This window comes from Colwellia marinimaniae (assembly GCF_002207865.1).
In the GTDB taxonomy this organism is placed as follows: domain Bacteria; phylum Pseudomonadota; class Gammaproteobacteria; order Enterobacterales; family Alteromonadaceae; genus Colwellia; species Colwellia marinimaniae.
In genome coordinates this window covers 38,402-55,900 of record NZ_BDQM01000024.1, presented here as the reverse complement: position 1 = coordinate 55,900, position 17,499 = coordinate 38,402, and the positions used below count along the sequence as shown (strand labels likewise).

At 40.9% G+C, this 17,499-nt stretch carries 16 protein-coding genes; 3 read left to right on the top strand and 13 right to left on the bottom strand.

Annotated elements, in window-relative coordinates; translation table 11 throughout:
• Positions 1-431: 431 nt before the first annotated feature.
• The 12 genes from MTCD1_RS13350 to gspC all read right to left on the bottom strand — a co-directional run bounded on the left by MTCD1_RS13350 (position 432) and on the right by gspC (position 12,565).
• Positions 432-1,187, bottom strand: a complete 756-nt coding sequence (locus MTCD1_RS13350) for a type II secretion system protein N (RefSeq protein ID WP_057182723.1) — start codon at positions 1,185-1,187, stop codon at positions 432-434.
• A 147-nt stretch (positions 1,188-1,334) separates the two neighbouring features.
• Positions 1,335-1,805, bottom strand: coding sequence for a type II secretion system protein M (locus MTCD1_RS13345; RefSeq protein WP_057182725.1), 471 nt, complete (start codon positions 1,803-1,805; stop codon positions 1,335-1,337).
• Positions 1,805-3,151 carry a type II secretion system protein GspL gene (gene gspL, locus MTCD1_RS13340; RefSeq protein WP_057182727.1) on the bottom strand — a complete coding sequence of 449 codons (1,347 nt, stop codon included), beginning with the start codon at positions 3,149-3,151 and terminating at the stop codon, positions 1,805-1,807. Before gspL ends, MTCD1_RS13345 begins: the two co-directional genes overlap by 1 nt.
• On the bottom strand, positions 3,151-4,239 hold the full coding sequence (gene gspK / locus MTCD1_RS13335; RefSeq protein WP_057182728.1) for a type II secretion system minor pseudopilin GspK: 1,089 nt from the start codon (positions 4,237-4,239) through the stop codon (positions 3,151-3,153). Before gspK ends, gspL begins: the two co-directional genes overlap by 1 nt.
• Before the next feature lie 3 nt (positions 4,240-4,242).
• Positions 4,243-4,902 (bottom strand): type II secretion system minor pseudopilin GspJ, encoded by a 660-nt coding sequence (gene gspJ / locus MTCD1_RS13330; RefSeq protein ID WP_057182730.1) that lies wholly within the window; start codon positions 4,900-4,902, stop codon positions 4,243-4,245.
• The gene (gene gspI / locus MTCD1_RS13325; RefSeq protein WP_057182732.1) at positions 4,902-5,300 is read right to left on the bottom strand and encodes a type II secretion system minor pseudopilin GspI; all 399 of its coding nucleotides are present in this window, start codon (positions 5,298-5,300) and stop codon (positions 4,902-4,904) included. The genes gspJ and gspI overlap by 1 nt, the downstream gene beginning before the upstream one ends.
• A complete protein-coding gene (gene gspH / locus MTCD1_RS13320; protein ID WP_057182734.1) occupies positions 5,290-5,922 on the bottom strand; it encodes a type II secretion system minor pseudopilin GspH in 633 nt (210 codons plus the stop codon). The genes gspI and gspH overlap by 11 nt, the downstream gene beginning before the upstream one ends.
• A 150-nt stretch (positions 5,923-6,072) precedes the next feature.
• On the bottom strand, positions 6,073-6,504 hold the full coding sequence (gene gspG, locus MTCD1_RS13315; RefSeq protein WP_057182736.1) for a type II secretion system major pseudopilin GspG: 432 nt from the start codon (positions 6,502-6,504) through the stop codon (positions 6,073-6,075).
• Positions 6,505-6,571: 67 nt separating this feature from the next.
• On the bottom strand, positions 6,572-7,813 hold the full coding sequence (gspF, locus tag MTCD1_RS13310) for a type II secretion system inner membrane protein GspF (protein WP_057182738.1): 1,242 nt from the start codon (positions 7,811-7,813) through the stop codon (positions 6,572-6,574).
• Positions 7,814-7,918: 105 nt separating this feature from the next.
• Positions 7,919-9,448: a type II secretion system ATPase GspE gene (gene gspE / locus MTCD1_RS13305; protein WP_057182740.1), complete on the bottom strand. Its 1,530-nt coding sequence runs from the start codon at positions 9,446-9,448 to the stop codon at positions 7,919-7,921.
• On the bottom strand, positions 9,448-11,514 hold the full coding sequence (gene gspD / locus MTCD1_RS13300) for a type II secretion system secretin GspD (protein ID WP_057182742.1): 2,067 nt from the start codon (positions 11,512-11,514) through the stop codon (positions 9,448-9,450). The genes gspE and gspD overlap by 1 nt, the downstream gene beginning before the upstream one ends.
• A 118-nt stretch (positions 11,515-11,632) precedes the next feature.
• Positions 11,633-12,565, bottom strand: a complete 933-nt coding sequence (gene gspC, locus MTCD1_RS13295) for a type II secretion system protein GspC (RefSeq protein ID WP_082606599.1) — start codon at positions 12,563-12,565, stop codon at positions 11,633-11,635.
• A 290-nt stretch (positions 12,566-12,855) separates the two neighbouring features.
• Between gspC and MTCD1_RS13290 the strand changes: the two genes are divergently transcribed.
• The 3 genes from MTCD1_RS13290 (at position 12,856) to pckA (ending at position 16,108) form a co-directional block, all read left to right on the top strand.
• Positions 12,856-13,260, top strand: a complete 405-nt coding sequence (locus tag MTCD1_RS13290) for an RNA-binding S4 domain-containing protein (RefSeq protein WP_057182746.1) — start codon at positions 12,856-12,858, stop codon at positions 13,258-13,260.
• Positions 13,261-13,265: 5 nt separating this feature from the next.
• Positions 13,266-14,138: an Hsp33 family molecular chaperone HslO gene (gene hslO, locus MTCD1_RS13285; protein ID WP_057182748.1), complete on the top strand. Its 873-nt coding sequence runs from the start codon at positions 13,266-13,268 to the stop codon at positions 14,136-14,138.
• A gap of 332 nt (positions 14,139-14,470) precedes the next feature.
• Positions 14,471-16,108 carry a phosphoenolpyruvate carboxykinase (ATP) gene (gene pckA, locus MTCD1_RS13280; protein ID WP_057182750.1) on the top strand — a complete coding sequence of 546 codons (1,638 nt, stop codon included), beginning with the start codon at positions 14,471-14,473 and terminating at the stop codon, positions 16,106-16,108.
• 95 nt (positions 16,109-16,203) lie between these two features.
• On the opposite strand, the gene envZ is transcribed toward pckA, so the two are convergent.
• Entirely contained in the window at positions 16,204-17,493 is a 1,290-nt protein-coding gene (gene envZ / locus MTCD1_RS13275; RefSeq protein ID WP_057182751.1) for a two-component system sensor histidine kinase EnvZ, read from the bottom strand.
• Positions 17,494-17,499: the final 6 nt, after the last annotated feature.

Below are 17,499 nucleotides of genomic sequence, written 5' to 3'. Positions count from 1 at the left end.
CTTGGCGGCATGATTGAACAAGGCAAACTCAAGGCTGAGGATTGGCCGATTCTTACTAAAGTTGATGAGTAATTAGTTGGTAGTCAGCTTGCTTCATTAGCGCAAGGCTAGCTTAGACTGAAGCGAAATGAGCGCATCGTGTTACTAAACTTTATTAAATACCGGTGGACTACAAGGTCTTGGCGGCATGATTGAACAAGGCAAACTCAAGGCTGAGGATTGGCCGATTCTTACTAAAGTTGATGAGTAATTAGTTGGTAGTCAGCTTGCTTCATTAGCGCAAGGCTAGCTTAGACTGAAGCGAAATGAGCGCATCGTGTTACTAAACTTTATTAAATACCGGTGGGCTACAAGGTCTTGGCGGCAGGATTGAACAAGGCAAACTCAAGGCCGAGGATTGCCCGACCTTGCCACAAATATGCGATGCAGAGCTAAAACCTTAACGGATAACGCCCTTGCTGATCAGGACGCCCGAGAAAAACTAACGCCGACTTTAACTGAGCAGGGAACTTAGCGCCAGGCTCTAAATATCCCTGACCAGATGCTTTTTTCTGGGCTAAAGATAAACGCGCAGTAAAGCTCAAACCTAGATTATTTTTAGCTGATATCTGTGCTATTAAATCACCTTGTTCACAATGCATATCCGCAGAAAGTTTACCTAACTTGATATTGTTATCTAAAGCGACCACCCCTGAACGTAACCAACTAACTTGCCCTTGTGCGTGCTGACAAGTTAAATTGCCCTCAATATTTAAGTTTAACTCAGCAAATTTTAGTTCGACATTGCCTTGTGCGATGACAGGGATTGGTAAAGGTAATTGTTTAGCAATCTCATTGGCCGATATAAAAAGCTCTACATCCTTGAATATCAATGTTTTGCTGGAAACTGTTAAGGTGAACTTACCCTCAGCCCCAGCAAGCATAGTATCACCAAAAACAACCTTTAATTTTGGTGATAAACTCAACAATGACCAAAAGCTAAGCTGAGTTTTAACCTGCTGAATTTGTGTATTACTGACCATAACCCCAGCAATTTCACCTTGCCAAATTGAGCCAGAGACAGTACCAATTTTAATATGTTTGGGTAGTTCGATAGTATTGATTATTAATGCTAGCGGCATGGTGGCCACTAGAAAGACTACGTAACTGCTCAAAAAAATTGCCGTAAAAGCAAACCACTTCTTCATCTGATTTCTCTATCTTCTATTATGCGGTTATTCGGTAACTGCTGACTATGAACTAAGTAACATTAACTAGGCTATTTTAATCATCAGTCATTATCACTTACTAATGACTTGCCCAAAAGCTAGTTATGTTAGTGTTGATCGGTTAGATCATATCCGAGTAAGATGTAATCGACGTACTTTCACTTCGCCGTCACTATCACCATGGGTTAAATCAATCGCTTTAACTTGCAAACCTTCATTATTTACTAAGTGCTCTAACCAAAACAGTAGTTGGGTAAAGGGGGTACTGTCTATCCATACTTGTAAGTCATCACCCTGAGGTTGCATACGGGTAATGGTTAATTTGTAGGTCTTGGCACTACGGTTTGCCACACTCGCTATGCTACCACTCAATTTTGCTGTGCCACCTGAGCGTTTAGCCTGTTGGTACAAAGCAGTATTTTCTTCTACCCAAGATAATAATTGTTGCTGTCTGACTAACTTACTACGCGCTTCAGTTAAGCTATTATTTAAAGGTTGCCAAATGGCGCTATAAAAAATAAAAACGATAAAAACAAGGGCCATTGCTGCGACAAGACTCTGCTCTCGACTGTTTAGTTGTTGCCACCATGCTTTCATTATGATGTTTCCTTATTGTTTTTATTACTACGCTTTTTGGCGGCAGATTTACGATTTCTTTTGCCTTTATTACTGCTTTTAGTCGATATACTAAAGGAGCCGGTAACTAGATCACCTTGGTTATTTTGTGAACCTTGCTTAACGGTTAAGTTAGCGGCAGCTAACGCAACACTGAACTGCTCGAAGGCTTGATAATCTTTAGCTGTTGCTTGAATACGTAACTCTTGGCGCTTACCATCAAACTTTAACGTCTCAGGTTTTAGCGCCGGTACTTTGGCAAAAGCGGGTTGTAACTTAGCCAACATAGCCAAAAACCCTTGCCTATCACTAACACCACCCAACAAGGCTAATTCTCGATTCAATTGCGATTTTATCGTGGCAACCCGTACTCTTTTGGTGTTCGGAAAAGCCTTTTTATAATGGGCAATAATACGTTGCTGAACATTATCGCGCTCAGCATTGAACTGCCACAACTGTGCACCCTTGTAGGATAAGTTCAACGAAAGCGCAAATAAGGCAACACCTGCGACCCATAACCACTGTCGTCCGGCATTACTGCGCGACTCTTTAACTTTGTACTGCCCTTGCAGTAAATTAAAACGACTTAATTTACTGTGATAATTTTTTGCCATCAGTGCCAGCGGTAATTCTTCAGGCATAGCGGTCAGCGCTAACTGCTCACTATTAGCCAAGGGCGAAAAAGCGTGAATGGCAATCCTTGCTTGCTGATCATCGCCCTCTTTATCTTCAGCTGCTTGCTCATTAGCAAACGCCTGACATTGCCATTGCCAAGCACTGGCATCTAAGACAAAACCCTGCCAAAGGCCTTGGCGCACAATCACTTGCTGCTGGCTACCATCGCCCAAGGTAATGGCGCTCCACCCGTCGGCCATCATAGGCATAGCCAAGACATCGGGTAAAATAAACTTGGTGCTAAGATCGGCATCAGTTAACCATGTCAGCCATTGCTGCATTTGACTATGGGCAACAATAGCGGTGAAACAATTATTCCCCTGGTCATCACTGGCTAAATCGGCATAAGCAAAAAATAGCTGTTCAACCTCTTCGGCTAAATTATCTTCTAACATATAGGGTACGGCTAAACGGATTGCACGGGCAGATTTTGCCGGTACTTTTACCGATTTCAACAGCACATCGCAGCCTGGTACCAACACCTTAACCAATCGATGTTCTGCTTTACTGGTTAGCTCACTTAGCTGCTGAGCACCCTTTAGTTCGCCACTGGCAATAATTTCCTGGTTATTACTGCTTGTTTCGGCAACAACTAACCAATGAATGGTATCGTGTGCTTGACTTCCCAGACGGATAAATAATGTTTCTGTCACTAGTTACGTCCTATAGTACGACTAATTACTTGAATTTGTTTAGATTCATTAACTTTCATTATTGAGCTCATGGCAAAATAGCTATTGTTAAAACGGGCACTGGCTTTTAATTTAAAATATTGACTATCAACGACAAACTGCGCTTTTTGCCACTTTGCCAGATTAATTTTACTTAACTCTGGCAGTTGATAGAAATCATCTAAATTATCATAACCTGAGCTGTCCCGTGCGTTGAGTATTTCTTGTGCATCATCTAGACTCGAATCAAGTAAAGCTTGTAATAACTCAGGTTTTTCTGCATCTAGGGTATTGATATTTATTAGATGTTGACTATTTTGTGGCAGCACACACACATAAGGTGTTAACGCTAAGATAATGGCTGGGCTAAAGTGCTCAATTAATCTTAATTCATTGACGCTGGCTAAATAACTATTGGCGGCAAGATAAGGAAACTCACGAGCAGCATAATCGTTATCCTCGGCACCACCTGCTCCTGTTATCAAATCATTGTCATCAAGCCAATCGGTTAAGGCATTAACCATGGCTTCAGCTTCAAAGTTGCCCACTCCGTCAATATTTAAGTTGACGAGAAGCCCTGCTAGTACTGTTGCTGCTGGTAACTGTTTGTCACTGGCTGATTTACTTGCTTGGCTACCCGCAGTTTTTGATGAGCCCGAAGAGTTGCCTGAAGCACTATTAGCAGACTCATCCTTTGTTTTTGCTTGCGGGTGTAATGCGTTAAGGTTTAAACAGCTTTGTAAATCGGTTATTTCACCACTAATTTCACCAAAATCAACCGGATAAGTAGTCGTCTCTGTTGCCCAAATTTGTTCCAGATGGGTGACCTTAGGCTCATCTTTAAAGGCTTTTATTAACACTCGTTTGGTAAATGCCTCAGCGCCTAAGGCATACCAATAGGCTTGCTGGTTAAAACTGATGTTCATACTACGCTGCATTTGTGTATGCAATCGGGTGGTCATTTGCGCGGCAATAATTGAGCATAAAGCCACAATTAGCATCACGGTAATAAGAGCCACACCTCGTTGACTTGCTCTCGCCAAACTGAATACTGACGGTTTATTAGCCATAAACTAGCTCTTACTCTTTTCTTCTGTAGCGAGGTCGCCGGCAACTAAAAACTGGCGACGGATGAAACCATAATCCTCAGTTTCAATTTCAATAGCAATCGCTTGTGGCAATTTTTGCCCAGACCATTTTTCCTGCCATTTACTGCCATCATAAAATTCAAACGCTAAACTTGTCACTAAGGTTATTAGCGGTCTAACTCTTGGCTCTTGGCCGACCACAGCGTCAACAAAGTTATAATGTAAACGCTGCAAGGTGCCATCCTCGAGTCGATAAGCAACACTTTGCATATCACTACGCGGTAATAATAACCCTGGATTAGTCCAACCATTACGGACAAAGGCGATAGCTTGATCATCCGCTAAAAAGCTATCGTCTGCTGTTTGTAAAAAATTATTCGTTGGCGCTTCACCATTAACTCGCATACTGCGCTTTGCTATTTGGGTAAAATCTCGTTCAATCAACAAAAAGGCACGCTGTAATTCATTTTGTCTTTCCGTGCGAATCTTTGAATTTTCATCACCACGTAACACGGTATCAAAAATGGTAAAACTGGCTAAACTGACCACGGAAAATATCGAAATGGCGATCAGTACTTCAAGCAGGGTAAAACCTTGCTGTTTATCGCTAAAAAAAACTTTATCCATAGTAGTACCTACTTTCATCAGGGTTTCTCCTGAGCGAGGTAGGTCATCAAGCTAGCCGTAACTAACTCATCATCTTCATTTAAACGTACTTCCATAACAATAGCGCGTAATTCTTTATTGGTGGTATTAATCACTTTTTGCTGCCAATGCCAGGTTCGACCCGCCATCTCGACTTTGCCTTTACGGTTATTTCTTGGCGGCCACGTTTTATCTAAACTCACTGCAACTAGCTGATTTGAAGCGACCCATTGAGCAAACATTTGCTCTTCTAAATGACTAATATGACGATAGTTATTATCGGCAACACCGAGCAGTGCTACACCAGAAATAGCAAAAACAGCCATGGCCAACATTACTTCAAGTAAGGTAAAACCGCCTTGTTTGACTTTTCTAATGAGAGTGATTTTATTGCTCATCGAGCACTGGCCCTTCAATGGTTAATGGCACACTATATATACCGGTAACACGATAAGCTAAATCTTCAGCGCCTACAATATAGGCTAACTCTTCATTTAAGCGAAAAGTAACGCTGAATGGGCTAATATCACCACCAGAGAGAATATACACTTGTGGAATTATTTTTTCCTCTTGTTCTTCTTTCGACAGTAAGGTGAAATCGTCTTCATCTTTTTCTCTAAAAGTATCGGCGTCAAACAGCAAGGGTTCGTCGATGGGCAGATCATCAAGCTCTAAGCTCAACTCTATACCTTCCGGCAAGGTGACATTGGCTAGCCAGTCTTGCTCAGGGATCTCAGTCCATCGAGTGCCGTCATAACCAAGAAACTGATAACTATCTTTTTTAACGACCAAACCTAATTCAATGTTATTGAGCATGCCGTAATCTGCCGCCACTGCAAAAATAGCGGCAAAACGCGCACTTTCATGTTTTAACTTATCTGCCGGATTATTGCCAGAAAAGTTAAATTGCACCAAGCTGGCCATAAGACCAATCAACACAATAACGACCATCACCTCAATTAAGGTAAAGCCACGGTGTTTCTCTGCTGAGTATGATGAATTTGAATGTTTAAATTTCATAATAAAATAGTAGGCTTGGCCGTGTCTTCCTTCATCGTGCTGTTAAAGTGAATTTCTGGCTAAAAGGCGCTTAATCAAGGCGCGAAATATGACGTTTAGTTTACTAAACGAGTATTTTTGCAACGATGAGTAAGCGTTTATTAGACGAAATTACTGAAAGTCGCCTAGGTTCCAGTTGCCGATGTCATCTTCTGTGCCGGCTTCACCGTCTGGCCCCACTGAAAACACATCCATTCGACCCTGTTCACCTGGATTCAATAACACATAGTCATTACCCCAAGGATCTTTTGGTAAACGTTTAATATAGCCACCTTCAGGAAAACGACGTGGCTCTGGCTCAATATCGGTTTGCTCAACCAAGGCTTCCAAACCTTGCTCTGTGGTTGGATAATCATAGTTATCCAACTTATATAAACTCAATGACGTTTCTAAAGCAGTAACATCTGATATGGCTTTTTGCAAATTAGCTTTATCTTGGCTACCCATTAAACTAGGTACCACCACACTGGCCATAATACCTATAATTACAATAACCACCATCACTTCTAATAAGCTAAAACCTTGTGCTTTTTTCATATTCATATTGCTTTCCTAACGTCTGATAAATTAATTACATTGCCCTTAATAGGCTCATAGGCCAATTAATGCCCTAGCCACCCACTAGGCTATTCAGTTGTAAAATTGGTTCTAAAATTGCCATAACAATAAAGAGCACCACCCCTGCCATACCCACCATAAGTGCCGGTTCAAATGCTTTTAAAGAGATGCTGACCAAAGCATCGAACTCTCTATCTTGGTTATCCGCAGCACGACCTAACATATGTTCTAACTTGCCACTTTTTTCGCCACTAGCGATCATATGCAGCATCATAGGGGGGAACAATTTAGTTTGCTCCAATGCCACACGCAAACTTGAACCTTCACGCACTTTATCGGTGGCGGCTGTCACTTGCTTTTTAATATATAAATTATCGAGCACTTGTCCAGAAATACGCATACTTTCCAGTAAAGGCACGGCACTGGCCGTTAAAATACTTAAAGTTCTGGCAAAACGAGCGGTATTTATACCTCTAACTACCTTGCCAACGGCTGGTACCCGTAATAAATTCCGGTGAAACGCCATTTCAAAATTTGGTTTTTTCAACAGCTGTGAAAACAGCAACATCAGGGCCGCAAACAAGATCAGCAATACTAAGCCATAGTCACGCAGAAAATCACTACTGGCAATTAAAAACTGGGTAGTACCGGGTAAACTCTCACCCATGTGTTCAAACTGACCGACAATTTTTGGCACCACGGCGGTTAATAAAATAGCGATAACACCGACAGCAACAACGGTCATAATAATAGGATAAACCAGTGCTTGGATTAGTTGCGAGCGCATCTGTTGGCGCTTTTCGGTATAATCAGCCAAACGGTTAAGTACTTTATCAAGATGGCCAGATTTTTCACCCGCGGCAACCATAGCCCGATACAGACGATTAAATACCTTGGGATATTCTGCCATACTTTCGGATAAACCATAACCTTCGGTCACTTTGGTACGAACACCCATGATCATACTTTTAATACGGTTCTTTTCACATTGCTCACCCACAGCCATTAAAGCTTCTTCTAACGGCAAACCAGACTCTACCAATGTCGCTAGTTGACGAGTAATAAGTGCTAACTCTGCCGCCGAGACTTTACCGCCGGTACTTTGACCGAAACTAGCCGCGAAACCTTTTTTCTCATTTCCCGCTTTGCTCTTGGCTAATGTCGCGGTGACGGCGATAGGCATTAGGCCTTGCTCACGTAACAAACCACGCACTTGTCTTGGCGTATCACCTTCGATAACGCCTTTTTTAGTTTTACCGCGACTATCTACCGCTTGGTATTCAAATGCTGCCATTACTTATAAAGCTTACTTATATTAGTTATATTGGTTATATGAATGCTATTCACGCTGTTAATTCACTATTGTGTATTTATTGATTACTTAGAGCACTGTTACGCTTTAATCTTCACGAGTGACACGTAAAACTTCTTCTAAGGTGGTTATCCCTAACATCACTTTATCAAAGCCATCTCGACGGATACTGGCATTGGCTTGACGCGCATATTTCTCAATGGCTTGCTCACCATGACCATTGTGAATGATTTCTCGTATTTTATCATCAACCGGTAATAGTTCATGAATACCCGTTCGGCCACGATAACCTTTAAAACTACACTCCTTACAGCCAACAGCGCGATATATTACCGCTGTATTATCGTCAGCTAAGGCTAATAAATGTCGCTCTTCTTCATCAGGTAAGTGACTTTCTTTACAATGTCGGCACAGCGTTCGCACTAGGCGTTGTGCCAAAACGCCCAATAAACTTGAAGACAGTAAAAATGGCTCTACACCCATATCTTCCATACGGGTGATAGCACCCGCCGCAGTATTAGTATGTAAGGTAGATAAAACTAAGTGACCAGTTAAACTGGCTTGCACGGCAATTTGTGCGGTTTCTAAGTCGCGAATTTCACCGACCATGACCACGTCAGGATCTTGACGTAATATAGCACGTAGTCCCCGAGCAAAGGTCATATCCACCTTAGTATTTACTTGCATTTGTCCAATGCCTTCAATGGAGTATTCAATCGGATCTTCGCAGGTTAAAATATTACGTTCTTTGGCATCAATCTGCATGAGACCTGCATAAAGTGTGGTACTTTTACCTGAGCCGGTAGGACCCGTAACTAATATGATGCCATGAGGTTTTTCAATAAGGGTTGAGAAAGTAGCTCGATTTTGGTCGGTCATACCCAAGTCTTTCAGATCCAGACGAGCAGCATTTTTATCGAGTAATCTTAACACCACTCGTTCGCCATGACCTGTTGGCATAGTTGATACCCGCACATCAACAGCCCGACCACCTATGCGCAGAGATATTCGACCATCTTGTGGAATTCGTTTTTCAGCAATATCGAGTTTGGCCATAACCTTAATACGTGAAACCAACAAGGAAGCTAGTTTGCGATTAGGTTTTAGCACTTCGCGTAAAATACCATCGACGCGAAAGCGAATTTGTAAGCTATTTTCAAAGGTTTCAATATGAATATCGGAAGCGCTTTCTTTGATGGCTTCACTGAGCATGGCATTGATTAGCTTAATAATTGGCGCATCATCTTCATTTTCAAGCAAATCTTCACTTTCAACAATCTCATCCGCCAGTGAATACAAGTCCACTTCATTGCCAATATCTTCCATCATTTGCTGCGCTTCGGAGGAATCTCTTTGGTAGGCTTCGGTTAGCAGCAATTCAAACGCTGGCAGCTGTAAATAGTCGAAATTGAATGGCGCTTTCAGTATGCGACGAACTTCGACAATAATATCAAAATTAACATCCGCTAAGCAGTGTAAAATATATCCGCCGGTGTCTGCATCGGTAGAAATTAACACACTATGGCGTTTAGCAAAGGCAAATGGCAACAACCAAGAACTATTAGCTGATGTTGGCTCCGCCTTATCACTGACGGTTTTTGCTACGTCACCAGCCATTAGTGCTTATCTTCTGTTACTGTCGGCGGCTTAGGTAATTCAATATTTTTTTCTTGAAGTTTTTCCTGATAGTCCTCAAATGATGGCGGTAACGTTAACTTATCCTGCCACTGCGGTAATATTGGCATATTGTCATTACTCATTAATGACAGACCCTCTTCGTGTTTACGAATTTGCTCGGCGCGAATAAAGTTATACTTTTGTTCACTGATTTCATTCATAAAACCCGCATCACGAATAATGGTCGCGCGTAAAAATACCATTAAATTACGTTTACGGGTGGTATTGGTGGTTGATTTAAATAAATGACCTATAAAGGGGATATCACCTAGAATTGGTACCTTTTGCACACTTTCTTGTACATCTTCATCAATCAAACCACCTAAAACAATAGTCGCGCCACTATCGGTCATAATCGTGGTTTTTATTTCTCTTTTGTTAATTGAGATATCGACCCCAGTAGAGCCACTAACCGAAGATACTTCTTGTTCAATAACCAGTTGTATGGCATTACCTTCATTAACCTGCGGTGTCACGCGCAGTTTGATACCCACTTCTAGACGCTCAACCGTTTGAAATGGATTCCCATTATTACTGCCCGTGGCAGAGCCGGTGATAATAGGTATTTCTTGACCAACAATAAAGTAAGCCTCCTCATTGTCTAAGGTGAGAATACTGGGTGTTGCCAATATATTTGAATTGGTATTACTGCTGATTGCTTGTATTATCGCGCCCCAATCATTTTTGGCAATACCAAACATCATACCGCTGACATTGCCAAGTACTTGCCCAAGTATGCTGTAATCACCATTAGTAGCAGGGTTAACAATGGTATCACCATTTTCTTTGATAATAGTAGACCCTGCCTCCCCTTCCGCGGCTTTTACGCCGGCGGCAATGGATGAAATACTGGCTGGACCATTGGTGAATTGGGTAAAACCACCCGCTTCGTTATACCACTGTACCCCTAAACTTACACCATCAGTTTCATAGACTTCAACAATAATAGCCTCAATTAAGACTTGCGCACGACGGATATCTAATTGGCGAATAACTGCCTCTAAGGAACGCAACATATCAGGCTGTGCGGTTATTACTAAACTATTAGTAGCTTCATGGGATTCAATACTAACAGTACGTTTAGTACTGCTACGCGATTTACTTGTGGTACTTTTGCTGTCTGAAGAAATTGAATCACTTACCCCTTTCAATACCTTAACTAAATCTTCGGCTTTAGAGTATTTCAGGTAATAAACCCGGGTATTACCATTATTTTCTAATTCGCTATCTAAGCGTTTAACCAAACGGATTACCCGCTCGCGTGCTTTTACTTCACCACTAACAATAACGCTATTTGATCTATCATCGGCAACAATCCTAGGAATGAGGAAACTTGGCTGACCTGATTTACCACCTTTAGGTTTATTCATGGCTTCGATGATACGCACCATTTCACCCGCTGAAGCGTATTTTAACTTGATAATTTCCACCGCTTGGTCGCCAGCTCTATCAACACGCTCAATAATCTTAACCAGTCGGTTAACCGTTGATGCCGTGCCTGTTAACATGATGACATTAGCCGGGTCGTAATTAACTACGTTACCACCACCAGCTTGGTCAGATAATTGTCGTAACAAGGGCACTAATTCACGGACGGTAACATTTTTAACTTCAACAACACGGGTGACCATTTCATCACCCAAGATATTACTGTCGCTGCCAATAACCGGGATAGCGGCAGTTTTAGCATCTTTATTACGGATGATTTTAACAATATTATTATCCTTAGCGACAGCTGCATAACCGTAGACTTCAAGGACATTTAAAAAGAACTGATAATATTGCTCTTCGGATAATAAATCATAACTACGGACATTAATTTTGCCACGTACGTTAGGATCGATAATCATGGTTTTCTTCAAATTCTTACCGACTATATTAACGAACTCGGTAATTTCAGTGCCTTTAAAATTAGGAGAGTATTGTGCGGCACTGGCTTGAGCAACGTAGCATAAAAAATTAAATGCCATCGCTGTCGTTAAAATTAATAAAAACTTTTTCATCATTATTAGTGTCTCTGCTTTCTTCACTTTAATAGAAAATCTTTATAGACAATCTTGCGAGAAGGTCTTTATAGATAATTTTATCGCTTTATTGTTACGTTAATTAATTCGTTGCAGCTATTTAATCTAAGCTAATCAATATTTCAGTCAAACTGCCTTGGCGATTCACCAGCAGTGAAATATCACGTGCTTGCCTCATTTCAGCCATGGCTTGCATGGCCTGTATTGGCGCAATTAAATCATAACCATTCATTTCAATGGCAACATCACCCGCTTTTAGACCGACAAGTTTGAAAAATTCAGGTTTTTTCCCGGGCCTAAGGGTATAGCCAATTATCTTACCGTTTTTACGCTTGGGTGAAATACGTAAATAGTCACCTATTTTTGCTGGGTCTTGAGAAAATTCAGCACGTAAGGTTTTCGCGGTCGCGGTTAATTTTTTATTGTTTCGTTGATCAATCACCTCTGAACGAGAAGATATAGGCGCTATTTTTCTTGGATTTCTTTTTGCGGCCGGCTTATTAGCTACTTTTTGTGCCGGTTGCCTATAATCAAAGCCATCAAGCATGAGGGTTTCTAGGCGGCCTGATAACTTAATTAGCACTCTGTCCCTTAATACTTGTTCAAGATTAGCACGGGTGCCCAAGATAATATCACCAATGCCGTAGGTTTCTTGCTTGCCTTGATATTCAATAATTGCTGCGGCTATTGATTTATCGTCACTAGCCACTGTACCCACTAAAATTAAATTTAATTTAGTTTCTGGCACGTTAGCCATTTCAATTTCGTCCTCGACCACGTCGTTGTCATTATATAAGCCGAAGAGATTTAGTGACTGTATTTTAGCAACATCAACGGCTTTATTGGCCTGACTGGCATTTAGGCTTTGAGTATTAGAGGTAAGTGACGTGTTTTGATTTGACTGTGCTTGCGGTACTATTGACCAAGTGATTTTTGCGCCCAGATAAGCAATGTAGGTCAATAGCAGCATCATAACTAATTGCGCAACACGTCGATGACCGAGTTGAGAGAATAGGGATGAAAGATCTGTCATGTTAGTGGGAAGTGCCATATCTACTTATTGTTATTGTTATTGTTATTGTTATTTATGAAAGAATCCTGCCACACATAGCAAAGACTAAATGTTATATTTTTGTTAGCTTTCTGTTAGATAAGCACGGATGATACTTGACCACAAGCTAAGCAACAAGCCATAGCCTGAGTTTTTAAGGGATTTTAGTAAATAAAATGGTAACAAAAAAGGCTATGACTAGAGAATCTACCGCTGGTATGTTAATTTTCAGACATATTTCCAGGTAAAAATTTCCACGGTGTAGGTTTATTATGTCAACAAGCAAAAACCCTCAAACTAGCTCAACTCGATTAGATAAATGGCTCTGGGCAGCAAGGTTCTATCGAACCCGAGCCATTGCCAAACAAATGATTGATGGTGGCAAAGTTTTTTACAACGGCCAACGCACTAAGTCAGGTAAAGCGGTATCAATCGGTGATATAATAAAAATCAGACAAGGATTTGAAGAAAAAATAATTACCGTAGTGGCCTTAGCTGAAAAACGAAGCAACGCGACTTTTGCTCAAACCTTATACCAAGAAAGTAAGCAAAGTATTGATAGCCGGGAAAAAAATGCCCTGGCGCGTCAACAAGGCATTTTATTAAGTCCCGCTAGCGATACTAAACCAGATAAAAAACAACGTAGAAAGCTACGTGAATTTAAAGAAAGGATCTAACCTCCATGAGCCAATTCAATGTATTAAATCGCTACTTATTTACCGATGCCCATGCCCGTGGTGAGCTTGTTCAGTTAAATAGCAGTTTTAAAAGTATTCTTAACAATCATGACTATCCTGCGGGTGTTGCTAAATTGTTGGGTGAACTACTCAGCGCTACCTGCCTATTAACTGCAACGTTGAAATTTGAAGGTGATATTACCGTACAATTGCAAGGTGATGGTCCTGTCGGCTATATGTCGGTTAGTGGTAACAATAAACAGCAGATGCGCGGCATTGTTAAACTAACGACAACAACCTCAGCAAATACTTTGCAAGAATTAATTGGTAAAGGCACCATGATTATTACCATACGCCCTGATGCAGGTAAAGCTTATCAAGGTGTCGTTGCCTTAGATAAAGACAATCTAGCCGATTGCTTAGCCCATTACTTTGACGTTTCAGAACAAATTCCTACTAAAATATGGCTATTTAGTGATAGTGAACAGCAATTAACTGCTGGTGCTTTGGTGCAATTATTACCCGATAGCGATAATAGTATTGAAAATAAAGAAAAACAGCTCATTGACTTTGAACACTTATGCCAGCTGACCAATACCATTAAAAGTGAAGAAATATATTCACTCGAAGCCGAAGCTTTGCTCTATCGTTTATACCACCAAGAGCAAGTTAATCTTTTCGAGCCACAAGCGGTTAGTTACTTATGTGGTTGCTCTGCTGATAAATGTTTGGCGGCAATAGCACAAATAGAGCCGAGTGAAATAAAAGCTATCTTAGCCGAGCAAGGTAAAATTTCCATGACTTGTGATTATTGCATCACCACTTATGATTTTGATGAACTAAGCTTAAAAAGTTTCATTTCGAAAGTTAACCCTTAAAAAAACGGCTTTTTTTCAATAAAATCTAACCATAATAGCCGGCCTTAATTATCATTTATTCCACATTGTGATAATTAAGTGCTAGCGTCAATATCGTCATACTCCTTTGTTTACCTAGCTTAAGAGCTATTTCGGTTAAATAATAACACCCTTCAAACTAACCATTCATATCATTTATAGTGAAAACGTTCACATTAAACTATTTTTTACTTTCGTTTTGATCGCTATTATCCTAAAATAGCCGGAATGAAGCCAGCGTGAAAACTTTCACGGTACACTTCATCACCTACTTACTTAAATATAAATTTGTCATACTTAGGAGTGAATTTGCTATGACCGCCCCGAAAAACTCAATTGACTTGTCACAATACGGCATCAACGATGTTAATGAAGTTGTCTATAACCCATCGTATGAGTTACTTTTTAGTGAAGAAACTAAAGCTGGCCTTGAAGGCTTTGATAAAGGCGTAGTGACTGAACTTGGTGCAGTTAATGTAGACACGGGTATATTTACCGGTCGTTCTCCTAAAGATAAATATATTGTTCGTGATGACGTAACACGCGATACAATATGGTGGTCTGATCAAGGTAAAAATGATAACAAACCTATGACTCCCGAAACTTGGGCTCACTTAAAAAATTTAGTGACCACACAATTAAGCGGCGAACGTTTATTTGTGGTTGATACCTATTGTGGTGCTGATGAAGCAACACGGTTAAAAGTACGTTTCATTACACAAGTAGCATGGCAAGCACATTTTGTTAAGAACATGTTCATTCGTCCTACTGACGCTGAATTAGAAAATTATGAACCTGACTTTGTCGTCATGAACGGTGCTAAAACCGTTAACGATAAATGGCAAGAACAAGGTTTGAACTCTGAAAACTTTGTTGCTTTTAACTTAACTGAAAAAGTTCAATTGATCGGTGGTACCTGGTACGGCGGCGAAATGAAAAAAGGTATGTTCTCAATGATGAACTACTACCTGCCGCTGCAAGGCGTTGCATCTATGCACTGTAGTGCCAACGTTGGTAAAGATGGCGACACCGCTATTTTCTTCGGTTTATCAGGTACGGGTAAAACTACTTTATCAACGGATCCTAAACGTCAACTTATCGGTGATGATGAACATGGTTGGGATGATAACGGTATATTTAACTTTGAAGGCGGATGTTATGCAAAAACCATCAACCTTAGTAAAGAAAATGAACCAGACATCTATAATGCCATCCGTCGTGATGCCTTATTAGAAAACGTTACGGTTGATGCCAATGGTAAAATTGATTTTGACGATAACTCAAAAACTGAGAATACTCGTGTTTCTTACCCAATTCACCACATCGACAATATCGTCAAACCCGTTTCTCGTGCCGGCCATGCTAAGAAAGTTATTTTCTTAACCGCTGATGCTTTTGGTGTTTTACCACCCGTGGCTAAATTAACGCCAGAGCAAACTGAATACTACTTCCTTTCAGGTTTTACCGCGAAATTAGCGGGTACTGAACGTGGTATCACCGAGCCAACACCTACTTTCTCCAGCTGTTTTGGTGCTGCTTTCTTAAGCCTACACCCAACTCAGTATGCTGAAGTATTACACAAGCGTATGTCAGCTGCAGGCGCTGAAGCTTACCTAGTGAATACCGGCTGGAATGGTACTGGCAAACGTATTTCTATCAAAGCGACTCGTGCCATCATTGATGCCATCTTAGATGGTTCTATCGATAATGCTGAAACAACGATTATTCCAATGTTTAATCTTGAAATCCCGATAAAACTGGCCGGTGTTGAAGGTGACATTCTTGATCCTCGTAATACTTATGAAGATGCAAGTATTTGGCATGATAAAGCAGCGGCCTTAGCACAACGTTTTGTCAATAACTTTGAGAAGTTCACTGATACTGACAACGGTAAAGCATTAGTTGCTGCTGGTCCGCAACTGCAAAATGAAGAGTTAAAAGCCGTTAGCTAAACAGCAAAAAATCACCAATAAAAAAAAAGCCACCAGTATTCACTTACTGGTGGCTTTTTTTTGCTCAATTGAGCCAGTGTCGCTCTCACCCGTCATTAGAATTTCAGCGGCAAAGACACTTTTGCTTGTAAGCCACCGGATGATTTGTTGGAGAGTTCAACTTTGCCACCATGGGTATCAACAATACGTTTAATAATAGCTAAGCCTAAACCGCTGCCTTCAGTACCACGAGCGGTATCACCCTGGGTAAAAGGTTGAAATAAGCGCTCAATATCGGCATCAGGAATACCGGCACCGTTATCACTGACAATAAAGAAGGCATAGTCATTCTCTACGCCAGTAAAGACATCAATTTCACCTGAGGTATAACGTAGGGCATTTTGTACTAAATTGGCAAGGGCGCGTCTAACAGCCACATGCCGTAAAGGAATTTTAGGACATTCACTGGGGTGAAAGGTTATCACCCTATCACTTGGCCTTTCAACATTGAGCACTTCATCAACCAAGACATTTAAATCGCCAAGCTCGGCCTTATCTTTAGAGTCGTGACGCAGGTAATCAATAAACTGATCGATAATATTATTCATATCCTCGATATCGATTTCTATGCCTTCTTTAAGAAAACCGTCTTGATCTTGCATCATTTCACTCGCCAGCCGAATACGTGTTAATGGCGTACGCAAATCATGGGAAATACCGGCCATTAATAAATTCCGATCATCTTCGAGCTGCTTAATGCCCTTAGACATATGATTAAAGGCTTGTGTTACCGCCATAATCTCAGAAGTACCTCGCTCCACCAACGGCTCAGGAAAATCTCCTCGACCAACATCTTCTGCGGCTATTTCTAACGATTTCAACGGTCGGTTAAGCTGTCTAACAAAAACCCAGCCGCCCATAACACTGAGTAAACCAATAACCACCATAAAGAAGATTAACGGATTAAAGTTACCTTTTTCCATACCGCTGAGGGGAATTTTCACCCAAAGATGAGGGGCTTGTGGGGCCCGAATCCAAAATAAATATTCATTACCATCAGAAATGCGCACTTCTGCCTCACCGCCAAGCAATAACGACATTTGCTCAGATCGATAAGGAAAATAGGCAGCACTGGCAAGACCATGCTTGATGGCATCTTCTTCTCGATAAACACCAATGCCTGTTTCGTTGTGAAATGCTTGGGCCATTTTAGGGCTTAACTTGGCATCATCAATATCAATGAAAACCACCCGCACCTGTTTAGCCAACAATTGATTGATTTGCTGCTGATGGGGGTCAAAAACATAAATAGCAAAGGAAATGTAAGAAACGATTTGATTGATAAAAAGTAAAAAACCTATCAATAAAACCGTTTGCCCAAATGCACTACGAGGCAATATTTTCATACGAAT

Bases quoted from the DNA above. Each gene is read 5' to 3' on its own strand.
- MTCD1_RS13350 (WP_057182723.1), bottom strand. From the start codon at position 1,187: ATGAAGAAGTGGTTTGCTTTTACGGCAATTTTTTTGAGCAGTTACGTA.
- MTCD1_RS13345 (WP_057182725.1), bottom strand. From the start codon at position 1,805: ATGAAAGCATGGTGGCAACAACTAAACAGTCGAGAGCAGAGTCTTGTC.
- gspK (WP_057182728.1), bottom strand. From the start codon at position 4,239: ATGGCTAATAAACCGTCAGTATTCAGTTTGGCGAGAGCAAGTCAACGA.
- gspJ (WP_057182730.1), bottom strand. From the start codon at position 4,902: ATGAAAGTAGGTACTACTATGGATAAAGTTTTTTTTAGCGATAAACAG.
- gspI (WP_057182732.1), bottom strand. From the start codon at position 5,300: ATGAGCAATAAAATCACTCTCATTAGAAAAGTCAAACAAGGCGGTTTT.
- gspH (WP_057182734.1), bottom strand. From the start codon at position 5,922: ATGAAATTTAAACATTCAAATTCATCATACTCAGCAGAGAAACACCGT.
- gspG (WP_057182736.1), bottom strand. From the start codon at position 6,504: ATGAATATGAAAAAAGCACAAGGTTTTAGCTTATTAGAAGTGATGGTG.
- gspF (WP_057182738.1), bottom strand. From the start codon at position 7,813: ATGGCAGCATTTGAATACCAAGCGGTAGATAGTCGCGGTAAAACTAAA.
- gspE (WP_057182740.1), bottom strand. From the start codon at position 9,448: ATGGCTGGTGACGTAGCAAAAACCGTCAGTGATAAGGCGGAGCCAACA.
- gspD (WP_057182742.1), bottom strand. From the start codon at position 11,514: ATGATGAAAAAGTTTTTATTAATTTTAACGACAGCGATGGCATTTAAT.
- gspC (WP_082606599.1), bottom strand. From the start codon at position 12,565: ATGACAGATCTTTCATCCCTATTCTCTCAACTCGGTCATCGACGTGTT.
- MTCD1_RS13290 (WP_057182746.1), top strand. From the start codon at position 12,856: ATGTCAACAAGCAAAAACCCTCAAACTAGCTCAACTCGATTAGATAAA.
- hslO (WP_057182748.1), top strand. From the start codon at position 13,266: ATGAGCCAATTCAATGTATTAAATCGCTACTTATTTACCGATGCCCAT.
- pckA (WP_057182750.1), top strand. From the start codon at position 14,471: ATGACCGCCCCGAAAAACTCAATTGACTTGTCACAATACGGCATCAAC.
- envZ (WP_057182751.1), bottom strand. From the start codon at position 17,493: ATGAAAATATTGCCTCGTAGTGCATTTGGGCAAACGGTTTTATTGATA.